This window comes from Lactococcus cremoris subsp. cremoris KW2, from assembly GCF_000468955.1.
Lineage (GTDB): Bacteria > Bacillota > Bacilli > Lactobacillales > Streptococcaceae > Lactococcus > Lactococcus cremoris.
Map to the genome: position 1 here is coordinate 1,773,575 of NC_022369.1, position 16,960 is coordinate 1,790,534.

The 16,960-nt window shown below is 35.3% G+C and carries 18 protein-coding genes; 6 read left to right on the plus strand and 12 right to left on the minus strand.

Annotated features, from left to right (window positions below):
• The first annotated feature begins 9 nt into the window (after nucleotides 1–9).
• Both KW2_RS08370 and KW2_RS08375 read left to right on the plus strand, forming a co-directional pair.
• On the plus strand, nucleotides 10–933 hold the full coding sequence (locus KW2_RS08370) for a PTS system mannose/fructose/sorbose family transporter subunit IID (RefSeq protein ID WP_021037643.1): 924 nt from the start codon (nucleotides 10–12) through the stop codon (nucleotides 931–933).
• Nucleotides 934–1,075: 142 nt separating this feature from the next.
• Nucleotides 1,076–1,486 carry a DUF956 family protein gene (locus KW2_RS08375; protein WP_021037644.1) on the plus strand — a complete coding sequence of 137 codons (411 nt, stop codon included), beginning with the start codon at nucleotides 1,076–1,078 and terminating at the stop codon, nucleotides 1,484–1,486.
• On the opposite strand, the gene KW2_RS08380 is transcribed toward KW2_RS08375, so the two are convergent.
• Entirely contained in the window at nucleotides 1,483–2,178 is a 696-nt protein-coding gene (locus KW2_RS08380; protein ID WP_014572250.1) for a YitT family protein, read from the minus strand. The genes KW2_RS08375 and KW2_RS08380 overlap by 4 nt on opposite strands.
• A 150-nt stretch (nucleotides 2,179–2,328) precedes the next feature.
• Here KW2_RS08380 and KW2_RS08385 point away from each other — a divergent pair, with 150 nt between their 5' ends.
• Together KW2_RS08385 and serS are read left to right on the plus strand one after the other, a co-directional pair.
• The gene (locus KW2_RS08385) at nucleotides 2,329–2,688 is read left to right on the plus strand and encodes a DUF956 family protein (RefSeq protein WP_021037645.1); all 360 of its coding nucleotides are present in this window, start codon (nucleotides 2,329–2,331) and stop codon (nucleotides 2,686–2,688) included.
• 398 nt (nucleotides 2,689–3,086) lie between these two features.
• The gene (gene serS, locus KW2_RS08390; protein ID WP_021037646.1) at nucleotides 3,087–4,358 is read left to right on the plus strand and encodes a serine--tRNA ligase; all 1,272 of its coding nucleotides are present in this window, start codon (nucleotides 3,087–3,089) and stop codon (nucleotides 4,356–4,358) included.
• A 98-nt stretch (nucleotides 4,359–4,456) separates the two neighbouring features.
• Here the strand turns inward: serS and KW2_RS08395 are convergent, their stop codons facing one another.
• Genes KW2_RS08395 through KW2_RS08410 form a run of 4 tightly spaced genes read right to left on the minus strand, consistent with a single transcriptional unit; the run spans nucleotide 4,457 to nucleotide 7,884 of the window.
• Nucleotides 4,457–5,179 (minus strand): ABC transporter permease, encoded by a 723-nt coding sequence (locus KW2_RS08395; protein WP_021037647.1) that lies wholly within the window; start codon nucleotides 5,177–5,179, stop codon nucleotides 4,457–4,459.
• A complete protein-coding gene (locus KW2_RS08400; protein WP_021037648.1) occupies nucleotides 5,172–6,032 on the minus strand; it encodes an ABC transporter ATP-binding protein in 861 nt (286 codons plus the stop codon). The genes KW2_RS08395 and KW2_RS08400 overlap by 8 nt, the downstream gene beginning before the upstream one ends.
• Entirely contained in the window at nucleotides 6,029–7,294 is a 1,266-nt protein-coding gene (locus KW2_RS08405) for a radical SAM/SPASM domain-containing protein (RefSeq protein ID WP_021037649.1), read from the minus strand. Before KW2_RS08405 ends, KW2_RS08400 begins: the two co-directional genes overlap by 4 nt.
• Nucleotides 7,295–7,314: 20 nt before the next feature.
• The gene (locus tag KW2_RS08410) at nucleotides 7,315–7,884 is read right to left on the minus strand and encodes a hypothetical protein (RefSeq protein ID WP_021037650.1); all 570 of its coding nucleotides are present in this window, start codon (nucleotides 7,882–7,884) and stop codon (nucleotides 7,315–7,317) included.
• 671 nt (nucleotides 7,885–8,555) lie between these two features.
• Between KW2_RS08410 and KW2_RS08415 the strand changes: the two genes are divergently transcribed.
• Both KW2_RS08415 and KW2_RS08420 read left to right on the plus strand, forming a co-directional pair.
• The gene (locus KW2_RS08415; protein ID WP_021037652.1) at nucleotides 8,556–9,530 is read left to right on the plus strand and encodes a S66 family peptidase; all 975 of its coding nucleotides are present in this window, start codon (nucleotides 8,556–8,558) and stop codon (nucleotides 9,528–9,530) included.
• A gap of 21 nt (nucleotides 9,531–9,551) precedes the next feature.
• Entirely contained in the window at nucleotides 9,552–10,133 is a 582-nt protein-coding gene (locus tag KW2_RS08420; RefSeq protein WP_021037653.1) for a histidine phosphatase family protein, read from the plus strand.
• 27 nt (nucleotides 10,134–10,160) lie between these two features.
• Here the strand turns inward: KW2_RS08420 and phoU are convergent, their stop codons facing one another.
• The 7 genes from phoU to KW2_RS08455 all read right to left on the minus strand — a co-directional run bounded on the left by phoU (nucleotide 10,161) and on the right by KW2_RS08455 (nucleotide 16,910).
• Nucleotides 10,161–10,814: a phosphate signaling complex protein PhoU gene (gene phoU / locus KW2_RS08425; RefSeq protein ID WP_003130887.1), complete on the minus strand. Its 654-nt coding sequence runs from the start codon at nucleotides 10,812–10,814 to the stop codon at nucleotides 10,161–10,163.
• 242 nt (nucleotides 10,815–11,056) lie between these two features.
• Complete coding sequence (gene pstB / locus KW2_RS08430; protein WP_003130886.1) at nucleotides 11,057–11,818, minus strand: phosphate ABC transporter ATP-binding protein PstB; 762 nt, start codon at nucleotides 11,816–11,818, stop codon at nucleotides 11,057–11,059.
• A gap of 207 nt (nucleotides 11,819–12,025) precedes the next feature.
• Nucleotides 12,026–12,835: a phosphate ABC transporter ATP-binding protein PstB gene (pstB, locus tag KW2_RS08435; protein WP_011676712.1), complete on the minus strand. Its 810-nt coding sequence runs from the start codon at nucleotides 12,833–12,835 to the stop codon at nucleotides 12,026–12,028.
• A gap of 32 nt (nucleotides 12,836–12,867) precedes the next feature.
• On the minus strand, nucleotides 12,868–13,761 hold the full coding sequence (gene pstA, locus KW2_RS08440; protein WP_011676713.1) for a phosphate ABC transporter permease PstA: 894 nt from the start codon (nucleotides 13,759–13,761) through the stop codon (nucleotides 12,868–12,870).
• On the minus strand, nucleotides 13,761–14,684 hold the full coding sequence (gene pstC, locus KW2_RS08445) for a phosphate ABC transporter permease subunit PstC (protein WP_011835652.1): 924 nt from the start codon (nucleotides 14,682–14,684) through the stop codon (nucleotides 13,761–13,763). The genes pstA and pstC overlap by 1 nt, the downstream gene beginning before the upstream one ends.
• A 138-nt stretch (nucleotides 14,685–14,822) precedes the next feature.
• Nucleotides 14,823–15,674, minus strand: coding sequence for a phosphate ABC transporter substrate-binding protein (locus KW2_RS08450; RefSeq protein ID WP_011676715.1), 852 nt, complete (start codon nucleotides 15,672–15,674; stop codon nucleotides 14,823–14,825).
• Between the two features lie 339 nt (nucleotides 15,675–16,013).
• Nucleotides 16,014–16,910 carry a phosphate ABC transporter substrate-binding protein gene (locus KW2_RS08455; RefSeq protein WP_021037654.1) on the minus strand — a complete coding sequence of 299 codons (897 nt, stop codon included), beginning with the start codon at nucleotides 16,908–16,910 and terminating at the stop codon, nucleotides 16,014–16,016.
• Between the last annotated feature and the right edge of the window lie 50 nt (nucleotides 16,911–16,960).

Below are 16,960 nucleotides of genomic sequence, written 5' to 3' on the forward strand. Positions count from 1 at the left end.
ATCTAAAAAATGTCTGATAAAAAAGTAACTCTTGATAAGAAAATCCGTCGTAGCGTTATGTGGCGTTCAATGTTCCTCCAAGGTTCTTGGAACTACGAACGTATGCAAAATGGTGGTTGGGCTTACTCGCTCATTCCAGCATTGAAAAAACTCTACCCTTCTGGCGAAGAAGCTAAAGAAGCTTTGAAACGTCACTTGGAATTCTTTAATACTCACCCATACGTTGCCGCTCCTATCATCGGTGTAACTCTTGCCCTTGAAGAAGAACGTGCTAACGGTGCTGATATCGATGATGCCGCTATTCAAGGGGTAAAAGTTGGTATGATGGGTCCTCTTGCCGGTATCGGTGACCCAGTCTTCTGGTTTACAGTTCGCCCTATCGTTGGTGCTATCGCAGCTTCATTGGCTGTTGGTGGTTCAATCATCGCTCCACTCTTCTTCTTCATCGTGTGGAATGCAATCCGTATCGCTTTCTTGTGGTACACTCAAGAATTTGGTTATAAATCAGGTTCTGCAATCACTAAAGACCTTGGTGGAGGACTTCTCCAAACTGTTACTAAAGGTGCATCTATCCTTGGTATGTTCGTCCTTGGTGTATTGATTCAACGTTGGGTAACAATCAACTTCAACGGTGCTAACGCTGTTGTTTCAAAAATTCCTTTACAAAAAGGTGCTTACGTAGAATTCCCTAAAGGTTCTGTATCTGGTACACAACTTCATGAGATTCTTGGTCAAGTAGGTAACAAACTTTCTCTTGATCCTACAAAAGTAACTTATCTTCAAGATAACTTGAATCAATTGATTCCTGGTCTTGCTGGTTTGCTTATCACATTCCTTTGTATGTGGTTGCTTAAGAAAAAAGTTTCTCCAATCGTTATTATCTTTGGCCTCTTCATCGTGGGTATCCTCGGTCGTTGGGCTCAAATCATGTAATCAATGGATTAACAAAAACCAATCTTCGGATTGGTTTTTTTATTATAATTTATCACTTGAACTTTAGAATATTTAGAGCAAGTAAAGCGTTTTTATGGTATAATGGTTTTTAGATTATTAATCTATGAAATGGAGAGAATCTGTGGCTCAATCACTAAATACTAAAGCTGATTATTCAACAGAAGGAATTGTTTATTTGGGTTTTGCTGAATATGGTAAAATTCTAATTGGCGATGTTGCTTTTGAATTTTATAATGATCGCAATGTTGAAAAAAATATGACTTTTCCTTGGACTTCAGTTGCTCGTGTCGAGGGTGACGTCTCTAAAACACTCAAGGGTGAAGTTAAAGTCGGTCGTCAGTTTTCAATCGTTCTACAAAACGGTTCTAAAGTTCGTTTTTCTTCGAAAAACTCAGGAACAGTTTTAAAATGGATTCGTCATTATCTAGGAAACGAAAAAGTGGTTAAATCGCCAAGTTTCCTTGGAACTTTTAAAAATGCTTTTAAAAGAAAGAAAAAAAATAAAATCCCTGTTTGGGGATTTTTTTATTAGTTGGGACATGAGCAGTCACTTGTCGCGCAAGTGCAACTTCTTTCTCTTTTTCTTAGTCCAAATCTTTCAAGAACTTGCTGACGATAAGAAGGACGTCCAATGAATCGTGTCACTTTACTAAAAATAAAACAAGATAGGAGTGTCACAAAAAAGTTTGGAAGGGCCAGATAAGTTACAAGTGCTAATAACATCACAACAATATCAATCCCAAATAATGTCTTATCAATAGATATTTTCCATTTGTTTTCAAAAAGTCGAGCTAAGAGAATAGAGCCACCAAATGTCCCCTGTGATAAGACAACTAAGCCTGCTCCAATCCCTGAAAGAATTCCATCAATCACCCCTACAGCAATTAATGAGTCCATTTGAAAGCCTGTAATTCCAATAGCCTCATATATCATCATCCAACCGCTCATAGCTAATGCTCCTGGGATGGTCAGTAATAATTCTCTTTGTTCAAGTAATTTCCAACTGACAAGAAACAATGGAATATTGACCGCAAAAAAGGTCAAGGCTGGATTGAGACCAAAAACAAAATGAATAAAGACTGAAAATCCTGCAATTCCATTGCTTGCCATAGCATTAGGAACAACAAATAGTTGAATGGATAAAATATAAAGTCCTACACCAATGAGTAGTATGAATAAGTCTCTGAGAAATAGTCGATCAATTTTTACTCCGATTAAAGTCATCTTACCTCCTTTATTAGTTTTTTCTTATAATCTAATGATAACATTTTTATAATTAATCTATAAACCATATCCCTCTTTGGAATCAAAATTTATTATCTACTCCTTTGTAGATATGTTATAATACAAGTATCAATGGAAATGAGGGCGATTTTGGAAGCTAATAATTCAGAAATTTTTTTGGAGACAAAGGGAACGGCTTATTTAGGTGTCGTTGAAAATGGAAAAATTATTTTAGGAAATGCTGGAATTGAATTTCAATATAAAAATCCTCACCGTGGGAAAAATATTTTCTTTTCTTGGAAAAGTATAAAAAGTGCCGAAGTCGATGTTTCAATCAGCGGAAAACTTGGTCAGCAATTTTCTCTAATTTTGGACACTCAGGCAAAAGTTCGCTTTTCTTCTAAAGATTCTGGTCCCATTTTAAAGAGAGTGGCTGAATATGTGGGCAAGGAAAACATTGTCAGAGCCCCAAGTTTACTTGATCCTTTCCGTCGAGCTTTCAAAAGATAGAAAATGTTTAATCCAGCAGCAATCACTTTTAAAATTTTTGACAAAGTAATTCACAAAATGGTAAAATAATTTTAGAAAAGGGTCTTGTGAACTTTTTTAGAGAGCTTGCGTTTGGTGAAAGCAAGTAAAATTAAGCAACGACTTTCTACTTCTTTTAAATTTCTCATGAAAATGAGAACGTTCTGTTTACGTTACAAACATGAGAGTTCTATTTTTACTGACAGATTTTTCAGTAAATCAATAGATAATTTAGGTGGAACCGTGCGATTATCGCGCCCTAATTCATTTCGAATTTGGGCGCTTTTTTTCTACTGACAAAAGATTTTTTGCTTACTTGTAGCGTTTAAATTTTCGTCAGTAGATTGATTATAAAATTAACAAAAAATAAAGGAGAGCTTATGCTTGATATTAAAAAAATTCGTGCTGATTTTGATGGCGTTGCTGCAAAATTAGCTACTCGTGGTGTTGAAAAAGAAAAACTTGAAAAACTTCATGACTTAGACATTAAACGTCGTGAACTTATTGTAAAATCTGAGGCTTTGAAAGCTGAACGCAATAGTGTTTCTGATGAAATTTCTCAAGTAAAACGTGCTAAGGGTGATGCTAGCGCACAAATTGCAGCGATGCAAAAAGTTTCTGCTGAAATCAAAGCCATTGACGCTGAACTTGCTGAAATCGAAGAAAACTTGAATGAAATCATCATCATGTTGCCAAACCTTCCTCATGAAAGTACGCCAATTGGTGCTGATGAAGATGATAATGTTGAGGTTCGTCGTGTTGGTCAAACTCCAACTTTCAATTTTGAACCTAAAGCTCATTGGGATTTGGGTGAAGATTTAGGAATTTTGGACTGGGAACGTGGTGGTAAAGTCACTGGTTCACGTTTCCTTTTCTACAAAGGTGCTGGCGCAAGACTTGAACGTGCCCTTTATAACTTCATGCTTGATGAGCATGGTAAAGAAGGCTATACAGAAATGATTACCCCTTATATGGTTAATCAAGAGTCAATGTTTGGAACTGGTCAATATCCTAAATTTAAAGAAGACACTTTTGAATTGAAAGATGATCGTGGTTTTGTCTTAATTCCAACTGCTGAAGTTCCTTTGACTAACTACTACCGTGGTGAAATTTTGGACGGTAGCGAATTACCAATCAAATTTACAGCGATGAGCCCTTCTTTCCGTTCTGAAGCTGGTTCTGCTGGTCGCGATACTCGTGGTTTGATTCGTTTGCACCAATTCCACAAGGTTGAAATGGTTAAATTTGCAAAGCCTGACCAATCTTATGACGAACTTGAAAAAATGACAGCAAATGCTGAAAATATTCTGCAAAAATTGGGTCTTGCTTACCGTGTTGTAGCTTTATCAACTGGTGACATGGGATTCTCTGCTGCTAAAACTTATGATTTAGAAGTTTGGATTCCTGCACAAAATACTTACCGTGAAATTTCTTCATGTTCAAACTGTGAAGATTTCCAAGCCCGTCGTGCCCAAATTCGTTATCGTGACGAAGATGGTAAAGTTCAACTCCTTCACACTTTGAATGGTTCTGGACTTGCTGTTGGACGTACTGTGGCTGCTATTCTTGAAAATTATCAAAATGAAGATGGCTCAATCACTGTTCCTGAAATCCTTCGTCCTTATATGGGTGGACTTGAAGTAATTAAATAATAAAAAAATCTACTGACAGAAATTTTTATAACTTGTCAGTAGATTTTTTTATTGTTCTTACCGATAGAGACTCACTCAAATCTTTTTTATTATCATTGTCAATATCGTGAATTGATTCCATTCTTTTTCGCCCGACTATAAACATAAGTAAAAGTAACTGTCCCAATAATCATGTAAATAATCATTTGTAGAATAAGAAGCAGAAAAGTCGTTAAATTAAAAGGATTTTGGCTCACTTTCAGTCCGAGATTAATCGGTAAAATTTTCGTCAAAATGACCAAAATAATTGGCATCTTATCTAAAGAAATTAATGTTCCTGACGCAAATAGTAAGAGGTACTGGATAATTCCGACAAAAGAGGCGATTTTAGTAAACTTCAAGGTCAGTCCCGAGAATATCATGGAAAATCCAACGATTGCAAAAAAATTGATGACTAAAGCGGCTAAAGAAACCCAGCTCAACTTTATATGAATCTGATAGAAAAAACAGACAATAACCGTTGCAATCATTATTCTAATAAAATTAAGAATTCCCCAAACAATTGATTTAATCAACAAGATATGAATCAATCGGATTGGTTTTAGAATCAATTGTTCAAAAGTTCCCACTTGTTTTTCATAAGAAATTGATTCTGAAGCAACAGTCAAAACACCGCTGAGCAAAAACCAAAAAGCATAACCAATATAGCTTGAACTTGTAAAATGCTGTCCTAGAATCATAAATACAGATAAAAGAATAACCATCATCACTAAACTTGAGATGAAATCTGGATAAAAGGCCAAATTTTCTCTTAGTTCTCTTTTAAATTCAGCTTTAAACATTCCGTTCTCCTTTGTAATAATCAATTAAAATTTCTTCAATTGATCGGTCATGTTTTTCATAAGAAAGGATTTTTTCGCCTTGCTCTATCAAATTTTTTAATTTTTCTTCTGCCAACTTTTCGTCTGTAAGCTGATAGCTGTCAGTATTTGTTCTAATAAGATAATAAGCAAGAGAATTTTCTTGAATAAAAGATTCATATTCTCCTAAAAATGATACTTCTCCTTTGTTTAATAACAGAACTCTATCAGCAAGGACTTTGATGACATCGGTTTGATGTGTAGTTAGGATAATTGTTTTGTTATGTTCTTTTGACATTTTCTTGACCATGTCCAGTAAATCACGATTGGCTTTAAAATCTAATCCCAAAGTCGGCTCATCTAAAAACAAAATTTTTGCGTCATTAAGTAAACCACAAATAATAGAAAGTTTTTGTTTCATTCCTCTCGAAAAGTTGAAAACACGTTTATTAGCTGCATCCGCCAAATCAAATTGTTCTAAAAGTTGTAAGATTTCCTGTTTTTTGATTTTTCGTTTGTAAAGTGCAGCAAAATATTCGATATTTTCAAGGGCTGTTAGATAACCATAAGTATTTTCTGAATTTTCTAAGACAGCCGATGTCATTTCATAGAGTTTTTGACCGTAAGTGTCAATAGATTTCCCATAGTAGTCAATCTCTCCAGAATCTTGAACAAGAATGCGAAGCAACATCTTAATCAATGTCGTTTTTCCTGCGCCATTTTTTCCTAAGATAATAAAAACTTCTCCTTCATTGACAGAAAAAGAGATGTTTTTTATAATCGTATTATCTTCAAATGATTTTGAGAGATGAGTAACTTTTATAACTTCTTTCATGATTTCACCTCAAAAATTTCTTTTATTATCATTAAACTATCATTTTCAAAGCTACTTTTTGGACAGACAAAGTCGTCATGACTTCTTTTATAGTAGCAGCCTCCATCACAATTTGGGAGAAACTCGCAGCTATCACAAGTATCATAAGCATATTTTATGTTCTGAGCTTGGGAACGAATAATCTCAAACATTGCAGAACTGTAATCATTAACGTGAGCTTGTCTAAATTCATTCATGCCCACAGCTTCTATACAAGAAAAGAGAAAACCATCAGCACCTATAATATAACAATTCGTCTGTTTCATCATACAAGCTAAATTTATTTCTCGACCATAAGGTTTGAAATCATAACCTCTGTGGATGGCTTGTTTATGAGCTTGATACCAAAAAGAGTCATTATCTTCAATCGTTTTATCAAATTTCCCATTTGCTGTACTTATAACTTTACTAAAAAGCAATGGATATTTTATTTCTTTCTCTTCTAAAACATCTAATAGTTCTGTCACATGGTCTTTATTGTCATCATTCAAATTCGAATTTAATTTAATGTTAATTTCTGGAAATTTTTCTTGAATTCTTTTTAAATTTCTAATGATAGTTGAAAATGAACCTTTTCCACTTTCATAAACTCTATATTTATCATGGTCTTTTCGGGCGCCATCAAGAGTAATAAAATAATCATTCAATCCTAAGTGTAATAATTCCTCGATTTTTTTCATGTTCCCAAAGGTTCCATTAGACACTACACTAAAATAAAATGAATTATTTATTTTATTACAGGCTTGCATTATTCTAATCATTTTATCGGTATGCAATGTCGGTTCTCCGCCGATAAAATTCAAATAAATATACTCTGGGTTTTTATCAAGAACTATTTTTCTAATGAACTCTATAACATCTTTCTCCGTTTTATCGTTCATGACAACTTTTTCTGTTATCACATTTTGGTAGCAATAGCTACATTTTAAATTACAATCATAATTTAAATGCACAATAATATCTAAGTTAGCTGTTGAATAAGTAAACATATTTCTTACAGGAGTTAATAATTGAAGTTTTTCATCATAATCATCTGCAACTATAAAGTATTTCTGAATTAATTCTTTTTTTAAGTGAGTCGGTAAAGAATTTTCAGCAACTGCTTTGTAAAATACTTTCTTTGAGAGAGTGTCGAAAATAATATACTGTTTTGTAACTTGGTGGTACAACAAAAGCGATAAATCATTTAACTCTATCAAATTCACATATTTATTAACTTTCATCTATTTTTCTCCACTATATTTTATATAATCGAATAAAATCGAATATCAAATTGTTCCTCTGCATCATAATAAGCTTTAACCTTATTGTCCATTAGTGATTTCCAATTTCTCTCTTCAAGTTTATAATTCATAAAGCAATAATCTGGTAAAAATAAAACTGCACTAATACTTCTCAGTTCATTTTGACTTATTACCAAATTATTATTTAATTCTATCAACTTGTTATCTCTATTTATATAAATTAATTCTCCGACTTTTACCAAGATGATTTGTTCAGTTATTTTTGGGATTATTAGTTTATAATCTTGAGTATTATTAAGAGACAATACTAGCGAGAGAGTTTTAGGAAATAGAATAATATTATCAATAGCATCATCAAGTTCTTCACTCTTAATTGCCAAAAATAACCTATTCCCATAGAGTGAGGACAAAAATAGATATTTTAAATAAATTTTTTCATCTATTATTTCGTCTAATTTTATTCCATTAACATATAATTGATATTCCTCAGTTTTAAGAACAACTTTATGAGTTAATAAATTGATATATTCCTCTTCTTTTTCGTAGGCTAAAAGTGATAATTTTCCCATGTTATTTTCCTTAACTCGAAAACATGGGGTCATGATTAACGTGACCCCATTAAATCAGGCTACTTCTTCTGTACGTACAAGGCTATCTCCTGGAGTTGGAGTATCCCTATTATTTTGAGTTTTCGCACAACAAGTAACATTGAATTTGACAGTATCTATAAGTGATTCCTCAGCAGAACTGCTCTTGATAGAAAATATTTTTCCTTCCATAATCCTTTTACCTCTCAAAATTATTATATTTATCAATTAAAGATTATTATTTCAACTGACACCACCATTATAGCACTCTGAAAATTTTTTGGAAAAATTTTGGAATATATGCCAAAAGTGATTATTTTGCTGGAAAGCCTTGGATTATAACATCTTCTTAGTTTTTTATTTTCTTATATTATCGTCAGTTCTTACATAGTATCTTTAGTTACCGACTTTAAAAAAATATATTTATTTTTCTTTTGTCATATATTCCAAAAGTTAGTCGAACATAAAAAAATACTGACAGAATTTCTGTCATAGGATAGACGTTTGTACTTTAGTACATTACGAATATACTAGCAGTTCCATCAGTAACTTTCAAAATAGAATCCTAAATTAAAATCTTTAAATATTTTTGATGACAATACTGTCAGTAAATGCTATAATTAGTTCAATTTACTGACGGAGGGCTTTGATGAATGACTAAAATATTTCCTAAAAAATTACAAAAGGGCGATGAAATCCGCGTGATTTCACCTAGTTCTTCTTTGACTCGGACCGGAAAATTTGAAGATAAATTAAAAGCAAAAGTTCGTCTTGAAGCACTTGGTTATCAGGTTACTTTTGGTCAGCATATTTTAGAAAATGATTTGCTTGAATCAAGTTCGATTAATTCACGACTTGCCGATTTCCATGCAGCATTTTTAGACCCTAATGTCAGAGCCATTTTATGTACCCTTGGTGGCTTTAACTCTAATGAACTTCTCCCTTATATTGATTGGAACATTGTAAAAAATAATCCTAAAATTTTCTGTGGCTTTTCTGATATCACTGTTCTTCATCAAGCAATCTTCGCTAAAACTGGCTTAGTCACTTACTATGGCCCAGGTTACATCGCCTTTTTAATGGATGAATTGCAAGACTTTCAAACTAATTCTTGGCAAAATGCAGTAGCTGGTCAGTCAAGTTATTCTTTAAATGCCTGCGCTTTCTACACGAGTGATGCTTGGTACGACCCCACTCAAGCTCGTCATCTCCTGCCTGCTGCCTGGAAAATATATAACCATGGCAAAGCGTCAGGGGAGATTATTGGCGGAAATCTCAATACCCTGATGCTTGTGACAGGAACTAGTGCTCAGGTCAAATCCAATCAACCAATTGCTTTTTTAGAAAATGCTGAAGGTGAAGATTTTTATGATTGGGACCGAGAATTAGCTCATTTTTTACAAGTTTATCCTAAAATTTCTGCCTTAGTCATTGGTCGTTTTCCAAAGGAGGAGGGGATGACTGAAGAAATTTTACATTTTATTTTAGATAAATACCCTCATTTAAAAACAATTCCAGTTGTTTATGATGTCGATTTTGGACATACTCAACCGATTTTTACTTTTCCTCTGGGAGGGCAAGTGGAAATTTCAACCCAACCTTTAAAAATTGAAATTTTGGAAGGTTAGAACATCAAAAAGGAGAGGCACATGACTGAAATTTATTTTATTCGACATTCTCTTAGAGATAATGCAGCCTATGACGATATGGATGTTCCGCTGACTGCCGAGGGTGAAAAACGCGCACTTATCTTAGCTGATGCTTTTGCAAATGTATCAATCGAGCAAATTTTTTCCAGTCCATTTCAACGTTCTGTTCGTACCCTGAATCCTCTTGCTCACTCTAAAAATCTTGAAATTCAACTCATTTCTGATTTGAGAGAAAGAAATGTTGGCCATGAAATAGCTGATTTTTGGCCTTTTGCAAAGCGACAATGGAATGATTTTGATTATAAACTTGCTGACGGAGAATCCTTACGTGAAGTTCAAAATCGTAATATTTCAGCCCTTGAACAGATTTTAGCAACTTCTAAAAATCAAAAAGTTGCAATCGGAACTCATGGTACTTCTCTTTCTACCATTTTAAATTTTTATCAACCAGACTTTCAGTTTCAAGATTTTCAATCTTTAGCTGGCAAAATGCCCTATGTCATCAAAATGGACTTTGCTGAAAATAATTATCTGACCCACCAAGTCATTGAAATTGATTATGACAATAAAAAAAATTACTGATAGCAATTCCATCAGTAACTTTTTATTTTAAAGTTCAATAATATTTCCAGAATTCAAGTAAACAATCCACTCACAGAGATTGACCGCGTAACCGGTAATTCGTTCTAAGTAAACCAATGTCAACAGGTATTCTTTACCTGTTGTTACTGTTTCAGAGTTTTCTTTCATTCCGTCAAGAATTTTTTCTTGAATTTCGTGACTCATGCTTTTGATGACATATTGTTGTTCAGCAATTTCATGAGCACGTTTGTCATTTCCTTGAATATAAGCATTGAGCGAAGCATCAACGATAGATTTAACTTTTTCACCGAGTAAGCTGATATCTTCTTCAACCACATGAATTCGTTCTTCACCTTTAAGTGAAATGGTTGCCTTAGCGATAGATGCAACGTGGTCACCCATTCGCTCAAGGTCAGATGACGCTTTAAGGACTGTGATGATTGTTCGCAAATCGCTAGAAACAGGTTGTTGAAGTGCAATCATTTCTAATGATTGGTTTTCAAGACTTTTTTCTTGGTCATTAATGGCATGGTCGCCTTCAATAACTTGTTCAGCCAAATCTCGATCATGGCTAACAAAGGCACGAACGGCCTTATTCAATTGAGCAGAAACTTGCGTGCCCATTGAGTAAAATTGATTGTGAAGTTTATTAAGGTCTTCTTCAAATTGTGTACGCAACATAATTACCCCTCTTTATTTTTATAGTAATGTTATTATGAGACATTCATTAAATCGATGATATTCCGCTTTAATGAATGCTAATGTAATATCTAGGAAGAACGCCATAACTGAAAGCGACTGAAAAGGGAGCTTTCAGTTTGGAGATTAGAAAAGCATCGCTTTTCCCTTTCCTGTTTGACCGTTGACGCTTTAGCGTTTTACGGCCATTGATATTTTTAGCACCAAAGTGCTAGCAATGAAATTTATCCAAATTTACCAGAAATATAATCAGATGTTTCTTGTTTTTCTGGATTCAAGAAAATACTTTTTGTATCATTATACTCAATCAGATTCCCGTCTAACATAAAAGCGGTACGATCTGAAATACGTGATGCTTGTTGCATACTATGCGTCACGATAGCGATTGTATAATCTTTTTTAAGTTCAAGCATGGTTTCTTCGACACGAGCCGCTGAAATTGGGTCAAGGGCTGATGTTGGTTCATCCATTAAGATAATTTCTGGATTGACCGCAAGGACACGAGCGATACAAACCCGTTGTTGTTGTCCACCTGAAAGTCCAAGAGCTGAACTGTGCAAAATATCCTTCACTTCATCCCAAATATTTGCTGCTTTAAGTGAGTTTTCCACAACTTCATCAAGAAGTGCTTTATCTTTGACACCTTTTAAGCGCAGTCCATAAACCACATTTTCATAAATTGAAAATGGGAAGGGATTCGGTTGTTGGAAAACCATACCGATTTCTTTTCGTAAATCAACGGTATCAACTTTTGGACTATAAATATTTTTACCTTTGTAATCAATCGCTCCAGTGATAGTCACTGTTGGAATCAAATCATTCATACGATTGATTGAGCGCAATAGTGTTGATTTTCCACATCCAGACGGACCAATGAGCGCTGTAATTTCATTCTTGTAGAATGTCATATTTATCGTATTCAACGCTTTTTTCTTGCTGTAATAAAGCGACAAGTCGCTGACGGTTAAAACTGCTTCTTTTTCCATATCTTACCTTTTTATAAGTTACTGATAGAACTACCAGCACATTCGTAATGTACCAAAGTACAATTGACTGTCCTATGACAAAAAATTTTTGACTTTCTATCAGTATGTTTTACTGACAGAAAATATTTTAGCAACTTTGTAGCTTTGTCAGTAATTTTTATCAAATTTTGACAACAAAATTGAATAAATGTGTGATGTTTTTATTTCTTAACCAAAGTGACCAGAAACATAGTCCTCTGTTGATTGTAAACTAGGCTGAGTGAAAATAGTGCTTGTCTTATCATACTCAATCAAATCTCCAGAGTAGAAAAATGCTGTATTATCAGAAGCTCGAGAAGCTTGAGCCATATTGTGAGTCACGATAATGATCGTATAATTTTCTTTAAGTTCCATCATTGTTTCTTCAATTTGCATGGTTGAAATTGGGTCAAGGGCAGAAGCCGGTTCATCCATCAAGATAATTTCTGGTTTTACTGACAAGGCACGTGCAATACACAAACGCTGCGCTTGTCCACCAGACATAGCCAAAGCCGATTGATTAAGATTATCTTTGACTTGCTCCCACAAAGCAGCTTGCTTCAGTGAGGTTTCAACAATCTCGTCCAATTTTTTCTTATCTCTCACCCCATCACGGCGATGAATGAAGGCAATATTTTCATAAATTGATTTAGGAAATGGATTAGGTCTTTGAAAAACCATCCCAATTTGCTTACGAACTTCAAAGACATTTACTTTGTTGTCGTTAATATTGACCCCTTCATAATTGATTTCACCAGTTACGCGCGCTCCATCAATCGTATCATTCATTCGATTTAATGCACGCAGATAAGTCGATTTACCAGAACCAGAAGGGCCAATAAGTGCAGTTATTTCATTTTTGGGAAATGACATTGTCACACCATGAATTGCTTCTTTTGTTCCATTATAGAAAACACGCAAATCATTGGTTGATAATGCTATTTCTTCTTTCTCAGGCACCATAATTTTGCGCTGAGTCCAGTCATATGTTGTTGCCATAATTATTCTTTCTGTTAAACTTATAAGTTTTCTTAATTTGAAGAGGTTAATTTCTTGTGAATTCGATTCCCAATGAAACGAGCACCCAGGTTAAAGAGGAGGACAAAGATAATCAATACCGCTGAGGCTCCTGCAGAAATTTGTTGCGCCGTTGAAATTGTTCCCTCAGTATTAAGTGCCCAGATATGAACAGCCAAGGTTTCAGCTGGTCTGAAAAGTGACAGCGGTGAAGTCAAGCTCATCGGATTCCAGTTTGCCCAGTTAATCGGCAAGTTTGTTTGTCCAGCAGTATAAATCAAAGCCGCTGCCTCACCAAAGACACGTCCTGATGAAAGAATCACCCCTGTGATAATTCCAGGAACTGCCGCTGGTAAAATAACTTGTGTTGCTGTTTCCCAGCGAGACATTCCAAGGGCCAAACCGCCTTCACGTTGTGAAGTTGGAATTGCTCGAAGTGATTCTTCAACATTACGGGTCATCAACGGTAAGTTGAAAACGGTCAATGCCAAGGCACCTGATAAAACTGAGAAGCCGAGACCAAATTGTAAAACGAAAATTAACATCCCGAAAAGCCCAACAACGATTGAAGGAAGTGAAGACAATACTTCAATGGCTGAGCGAACAACACCAGTTAACCAATGTTTCTGATTTGCATACTCAGACAGATAAATCCCAGCACCTAGCGATAGGGGAACAGAGATAATCAGCGTTACAATCAATAGATAAACAGAATTAAATAGTTGGACGGCAATCCCACCACCTGTCAACGGATTTGACGCGGTGATGATAAATTTAGGGTCTTTAAAGATAACTGGCAAACCTTTAACTAAAATATATGCCAGTAAAAAAGCGAGGATAAGCACAATGATGCCAGAAAGGACGTAAAGGACACCAGTGGCAATCTTGTCAGAGCGTTTAGCGTTCATTATTTAAGACTTCCTTTCTTAGCAATAGCACGCATTGCGAGGTTGAAAAAGAGTGACATAATCAAAAGGAGTAAGGCAAGTGACCAAAGTGCATTCAATTGAATACCAGGTGTTGCATTAGGAATTCCTGAAGTCAAGATTGATGTCAAGGTTGAAGCTGGTGAAATCAAATCTTTTGGCATCATGACCGCATTACCAACGACCATTTGAATAGCCAAAGCTTCACCAAAGGCACGCGCCATTCCAAAGATAACCGCAGTCAAAATTCCTGGTGTAGCCGCACGTAAGAGAACACGCCAAATCGTTTGCCAGCGAGTGGCGCCAAGTCCGAGTGATGCTTCTTTATAATAAGAAGGGACAGCTTTCATAGCGTCCACGGTCATTGAAGTTACAGTTGGCAAAATCATGACAAAGAGCACAAACACACCTGACAAAAGTCCCAAACCTGTTCCGCCAAAAACGTTACGAATGGCAGGCACGACAACGGTCAAACCAATGAAACCATAAACTACTGACGGAATCCCTACAAGGAGTTCAATGACAGGTTGCAAGATTTTTTTACCATATTTTGGTGAGATTTCTGTCATGTAAATTCCTGCACCAATCGCAAAAGGTGTGGCAACAAGTGCAGAAAGTACCGTAACAATCAATGAACCCGCAAACATTGGCAAAGCCCCAACTGCAGGTTTACCATCTGGTCCAAGATTACCTGGTGACCAGTTGGTTCCAAAGAGGAAGCGGAAAGGATTTACGCCATCTGAATAAAAAGTTGACAGACCTTTTTGAGCAACAAAGACGAGGATTGCGCCTACAACGAAGACAATGAGGGCAATACATAAGAACGTCAAACTCTTACCAAATTTTTCAAGCCTTGAATTTTTATTGCTTGAAAGCAATTTTTCTTTGATTTTTGAATTTTCCATAAGGACCTAACTATTTTTTGTTGATTTATATTTTATTTGATAATGCAAATTTTTTTCACTTAAAACTTTATTTTTAAAGTATATTAAAGCTGACTATTGTCAGTTCTAATTTACTTTTATCACAAACTTTAAAGGTGATTACTTGATTTTTTCAACATTTCCTTTTGCGTCTCGGTCAACTTTCATCTCAGAGACACGGATATAGCCTAATTGTTCAAGTGTTTTTTTATCATTTTGAACGTATTCGATAAATTTATTTTCAATCGTATTTTTACGAGATTTATTGGTGTACATGTGCTCGTATGACCAGATTTTCCATGCATTAGTCTTCACATTGTCATAAGTCGGAGCGACACCGTCAACATTGACTGCTTTTACTCCCGGTTTATCAGTGTAACTAAAAGCAACATAAGAAATAGCCCCTGGCGTTTGCCCTACTAATTGAACAACAGAACCTGAAGCATCTTGAGTTGGACCATTCACTTCTGTTGCGCCATTCAACGCGTATTTATCAAAATTCACACGCGTTCCTGAACCAGCAGTTCTACCAATAACTGTAATTTTTTGATCTTGGCCACCAACTTCTTTCCAATTAGTGATTTTCCCAGTGAAAATATCAATAAGTTCTTGTTGAGACAAGTTTTTTACTTTTAACTTTTTGTTGATAATTGGTGCAAAACCAATAACAGCAACTTTATGGTCAATAATTTTATCAACCGCTATTCCTGACTTTTCTTCGGCAAAAATATCAGAATTACCAATTTGAAAAGAACCAGCAGCAACTTGAGCCAAGCCGACACCAGAACCGCCCCCTTGAACCATGATAATTTCATCAGGATTTTGCTTCATATATGACATAGAAGCATGTTCAACCATTGGCTGCAAAGCAGTTGAGCCACCAGCCGTGACCTGTTTATTTCCAGAACCACAAGCTGCCAATGCAAATAAACTTACACTGGCCATCAAAGCAATAAAAATTTTCTTCTTCATAGCTTAATTATAACATAATGCCCCCTCAAAGGTCGCTTGATGACAGCGTTCTTATGTAAATGTTTTGTAAATAATACGGGAAAATGCTCAATTCTTAGAGAATGAGCAGCTTCCTGTCTTTAGGGAAAGAATATGAAGATATATTTAAAGTCCAATGCTCAGTAAACCCTGTTTAAATTCACTGAACATTGATTTTATAAAAAAGTAGCTGAGCATAAAATTTTAATTTATGAAGAAGAAAATTTTTATTGCTTTGAATGATGCGATTAACCACTACTTCTTATACATAATTATTTTACTGACAAACTGATTTCTGTCGAAATTGAATCAGCCTTCGTCTTATTTTTTAGTAATATTTCCGTCAGCATCACGTTCAACTTTCATGTCGCTAATTGGAATATATCCTAATTTTTTAATGTCTTTGTTGTTTTCAGAAACATATTTGATGAAGGCTTTATCCGCCGCTGTTTCTTTTTTAGTATTCGTGTACATATGTTCGTAAGACCAAACTTTATAGTCATTAGTTACAACATTTGCTTCAGTTGGCTCAACACCATCAATCGAAATATCTTTGATGTCTTTACTTGTATCAACATAAGAAAGTGCAACATATGAGATGGCTCCTGGTGTTTGACCTACCATTTGAACAACTGAACCAGACGCATCTTGTGTTGGTCCTTTAACTTCTGTTGCCCCACCCAGTGCAAACTTATCGAAATTCACGCGTGTTCCAGACCCTTCAGTTCGACCGATAACAGTAATCTTTTGATCTGAACCACCCACTTCTTTCCAGTTTGTCACTTTACCAGTAAAGACGTCTTGCAATTGTTGTGAAGTTAAATTTTTCACATCAGTTTTAGCGTTAATAATTGGGGCAAAACCAACAACTGCTACTTTATGGTCAGTAATTGCTGAAGCATCAATTCCGGATTTTTCCTCAGCAAAAATGTCAGAGTTTCCAATTTGGAAAGAACCAGCAGCCACTTGGGTCAAGCCGACACCAGACCCACCACCTTGCACAGTTACTTGAACAGAAGGATTTTTAGCCATAAATTCTGTTGACGATTGTTGTGCTAATGGTTGAAGAGCTGTTGAACCTCCAGCGATAATTTTTCCTGACAAAGCTTTGTCAGAAGAACTAGAGCTGCTAGATGATGAACCATTTGATGAACCACAGGCCGCCAAAGTCAACAATGCACCAGCAGTAATAATACCAACAAGAATTTTCTTTTTCATGAGAAGTTTCTCCAATTAATTTCTAAATAAGTTGTTAAGCTTTTTGCTTA

What these genes read in the sequence shown, in the direction of transcription:
- KW2_RS08420 (WP_021037653.1), top strand. Translation starts at nt 9,552, where the DNA reads ATGACTGAAATTTATTTTATTCGACATTCTCTTAGAGATAATGCAGCC.
- KW2_RS08405 (WP_021037649.1), bottom strand. Translation starts at nt 7,294, where the DNA reads ATGAAAGTTAATAAATATGTGAATTTGATAGAGTTAAATGATTTATCG.
- KW2_RS08415 (WP_021037652.1), top strand. Translation starts at nt 8,556, where the DNA reads ATGACTAAAATATTTCCTAAAAAATTACAAAAGGGCGATGAAATCCGC.
- KW2_RS08450 (WP_011676715.1), bottom strand. Translation starts at nt 15,674, where the DNA reads ATGAAGAAGAAAATTTTTATTGCTTTGATGGCCAGTGTAAGTTTATTT.
- serS (WP_021037646.1), top strand. Translation starts at nt 3,087, where the DNA reads ATGCTTGATATTAAAAAAATTCGTGCTGATTTTGATGGCGTTGCTGCA.
- KW2_RS08410 (WP_021037650.1), bottom strand. Translation starts at nt 7,884, where the DNA reads ATGGGAAAATTATCACTTTTAGCCTACGAAAAAGAAGAGGAATATATC.
- pstC (WP_011835652.1), bottom strand. Translation starts at nt 14,684, where the DNA reads ATGGAAAATTCAAAAATCAAAGAAAAATTGCTTTCAAGCAATAAAAAT.
- pstB (WP_011676712.1), bottom strand. Translation starts at nt 12,835, where the DNA reads ATGGCAACAACATATGACTGGACTCAGCGCAAAATTATGGTGCCTGAG.
- KW2_RS08455 (WP_021037654.1), bottom strand. Translation starts at nt 16,910, where the DNA reads ATGAAAAAGAAAATTCTTGTTGGTATTATTACTGCTGGTGCATTGTTG.
- KW2_RS08395 (WP_021037647.1), bottom strand. Translation starts at nt 5,179, where the DNA reads ATGTTTAAAGCTGAATTTAAAAGAGAACTAAGAGAAAATTTGGCCTTT.
- phoU (WP_003130887.1), bottom strand. Translation starts at nt 10,814, where the DNA reads ATGTTGCGTACACAATTTGAAGAAGACCTTAATAAACTTCACAATCAA.
- KW2_RS08400 (WP_021037648.1), bottom strand. Translation starts at nt 6,032, where the DNA reads ATGAAAGAAGTTATAAAAGTTACTCATCTCTCAAAATCATTTGAAGAT.
- pstA (WP_011676713.1), bottom strand. Translation starts at nt 13,761, where the DNA reads ATGAACGCTAAACGCTCTGACAAGATTGCCACTGGTGTCCTTTACGTC.
- pstB (WP_003130886.1), bottom strand. Translation starts at nt 11,818, where the DNA reads ATGGAAAAAGAAGCAGTTTTAACCGTCAGCGACTTGTCGCTTTATTAC.
- KW2_RS08380 (WP_014572250.1), bottom strand. Translation starts at nt 2,178, where the DNA reads ATGACTTTAATCGGAGTAAAAATTGATCGACTATTTCTCAGAGACTTA.
- KW2_RS08370 (WP_021037643.1), top strand. Translation starts at nt 10, where the DNA reads ATGTCTGATAAAAAAGTAACTCTTGATAAGAAAATCCGTCGTAGCGTT.